This is a genomic window from Rhodococcus sp. 15-649-2-2 (assembly GCF_002258645.1).
Lineage (GTDB): Bacteria > Actinomycetota > Actinomycetes > Mycobacteriales > Mycobacteriaceae > Rhodococcoides.
In genome coordinates this window covers 1-2,562 of sequence record NZ_NPFM01000045.1, presented here as the reverse complement: position 1 = coordinate 2,562, position 2,562 = coordinate 1, and the positions used below count along the sequence as shown (strand labels likewise).

Below are 2,562 nucleotides of genomic sequence, written 5' to 3'. Positions count from 1 at the left end.
TGTCCGTGGCCATGAAAAAGTACCCACTGGTGGCCAGGTCGAGGTCCCCACTGGTGGCCAACTGAAAGTCCCCACCCCGTGTTCGTCGTGTCGATCAGGAACTTCTGGCCCGAGCGGTGACGGTGAAGGTGCCAACCACACACCGCACCGCCCGGGGAGTTCCATTGAAGTCTGCGAAGGAACGCATGGACATCATTTCCGCTTACCGCGAAGTCGGGTCGTACCGAGGAGCCGCCGAACTCGTCGGCACCACCCACAAGACCGTCAAACGCACCATCGACAAGTTCGAAGCCGATCAGGCCGGCCAATCACCACCGCAGCGGGCCGAGCGTGAACGCAACTACGCCGCCGTCACCGACCTGGTAGCCGAACGGGTCGACAAATCTCAGGGCCGAATCTCGGCGAAACGGATCCTGCCGATCGCCCGCAAGGCCGGCTACACCGGTTCGGACCGCAACTTCCGCCGCCTGGTGGCCGAGGAGAAGCAATGCTGGCGCACCGACCATCACCGCGGCCGCCGGCCCGCGGTGTGGGCACCGGGTGACTACCTGATCATCGACTGGGCCACCGTGGGCGGTCTGCACCTGTTCTGCGCTGTCATGGCGTACTCGCGGTCGCGGTTCGCTGCATTCGCCACCGACGAGAAGGCCACCACCACAATGGCATTGATCGCCGAAGCACTCGCCACTGTCGGAGGTGTCCCGCGCAAAGTCCTCGCCGACCGCATGGCATGCCTCAAAGGCGGAGTCGTTGCGAACGTCGTCATCCCCACCCCGGACTACGTCCGCTTCGCTGCTCATTACGGGTTCGCGCCGGACTTCTGCCACGCGAACGACCCGCAATCGAAAGGAGTGGTGGAAAACCTCGTCGGCTACGCCCAACGCGATCTCGCTGTCCCGTTGCTCACCGAAGCAGCGGTCGCCGGCACCACCGTCGACGTCCATACCGCCAACGTCGCCGCGAAACTCTGGTGCACGGAAGTCAACGCCCGCATCCATTCGGAGATATGCGCGGTCCCGAACGACAGACTCGACGAAGAGCGAGAGTTGTTGTCGCCCTTGCCATCGCTACGCCTGGAGATCGGTCCACCACCGGTGACCCGCAAAGTCGACCGCCTGTCCTGCGTGCGGTTCGCGTCCGCGCGCTACTCGGTGCCCGTCCGGTTGATCGGCGCGACGGTCACCCTCGTCCAGACCGAGGGACGGTTGGTGGTCGTCGAGCCGGCCACCGGTGAGGTCGTCGCCGAACACGACCTGGGCCAGCCGGGCACCGCGTCGGTAGTCGACGCCCACTACGGCGGTGCCCGACCCGCGCCCCATCGCGGACCCAGGCCGAGAACCACTGTCGAGCAACAGTTCTGCGCACTCGGACCCGAAGCAGAAGCATTCCTTGTCGGTGCCGCCGCGATCGGCAACACCAGACTCGGATCCGAACTCGAGATCCTGCTTGCACTCGGTGCGGCGCACGGCACCGCGCAGTTGGTGGCAGCGTTGACCCGGGCGGTTGCCTTCCGCCGATTTCGGGCCGCCGATGTTCGATCGATCCTCGCTGCCGGTGCCGGAGCGCCGCAGCCCAGGCCTGCCGGGGACGCGTTGATCCTGGACCTACCGACCGCACCGACACGCTCACTCGATGCCTACGCCATCCGGCCGCCTGCCGCCGATACGCAGGTGCCGTCATGACCGACACCACCACCACAGCGGCGAAGCCTCCGAAGACTGCTGCACCCCAGCATGTTCCCGAACTCGCAGCCGATCTCGACGCCGGACTGCGGCGACTGAAACTGGCTGCGATCCGCCGGACCGCACCGGAGGTGCTGATCACCGCGAAAACGCAACGCTGGACCCCGGAAGAAGTGCTGCGGACGCTCATCGAGTCCGAACTCGCAGCACGCGATGCCTCCAACATCGTCAACCGGCTCAAAGCAGCGGCGTTCCCGGTGACCAAAACGTTGGAGTCCTTCGACGTCGCCGCGTCGTCGATCCAACCGAAAGTGTTCGACTACCTCTCCAGCCTGGAATGGATTCGGACACAGTCGAACCTGGCGATGATCGGACCCGCCGGGACAGGCAAGTCGCACACCTTGATCGGACTCGGTGTCGCCGCCGTGCACGCTGGACACAAGGTCCGCTACTTCACCGCCGCGGATCTCGTCGAAACCCTGTATCGCGGATTGGCCGACAACACCGTCGGCAAGATCATCGAATCACTGCTGCGGGTCGACCTGATCATCATTGACGAAATGGGCTTCGCCCCGCTCGACGACACAGGCACGCAGTTGCTGTTCCGTCTCGTAGCCGGTGCCTACGAACGCCGCTCGTTGGCGATCGGATCGCACTGGCCGTTCGAGCAATGGGGACGGTTCCTGCCCGAGCACACCACCGCCGCCTCGATCCTCGACCGGCTTCTCCACCACGCCTCCATCGTCGTCACCGACGGCGAGTCCTACCGCATGAAAGATGCACAACACCGAAAGGACAGCCCCTGACAAACCGGAAACATCAACACGGACCGGGGACTTTCACCTGGCCACCAGCGGGGACATCAACCTGGCCATTGACA

At 64.8% G+C, this 2,562-nt stretch carries 2 protein-coding genes; both read left to right on the top strand.

The window, feature by feature from the left end:
* Positions 1–164: 164 nt before the first annotated feature.
* Positions 165–1,682, top strand: a complete 1,518-nt coding sequence (gene istA / locus CH305_RS28615; protein ID WP_143545337.1) for an IS21 family transposase — start codon at positions 165–167, stop codon at positions 1,680–1,682.
* Entirely contained in the window at positions 1,679–2,488 is an 810-nt protein-coding gene (gene istB / locus CH305_RS28610; RefSeq protein WP_094705667.1) for an IS21-like element helper ATPase IstB, read from the top strand. The genes istA and istB overlap by 4 nt, the downstream gene beginning before the upstream one ends.
* Positions 2,489–2,562 lie beyond the last annotated feature (74 nt).

Excerpts from the sequence above, each read along its gene's own strand:
- istB (WP_094705667.1), top strand. The coding sequence starts at position 1,679 with ATGACCGACACCACCACCACAGCGGCGAAGCCTCCGAAGACTGCTGCA.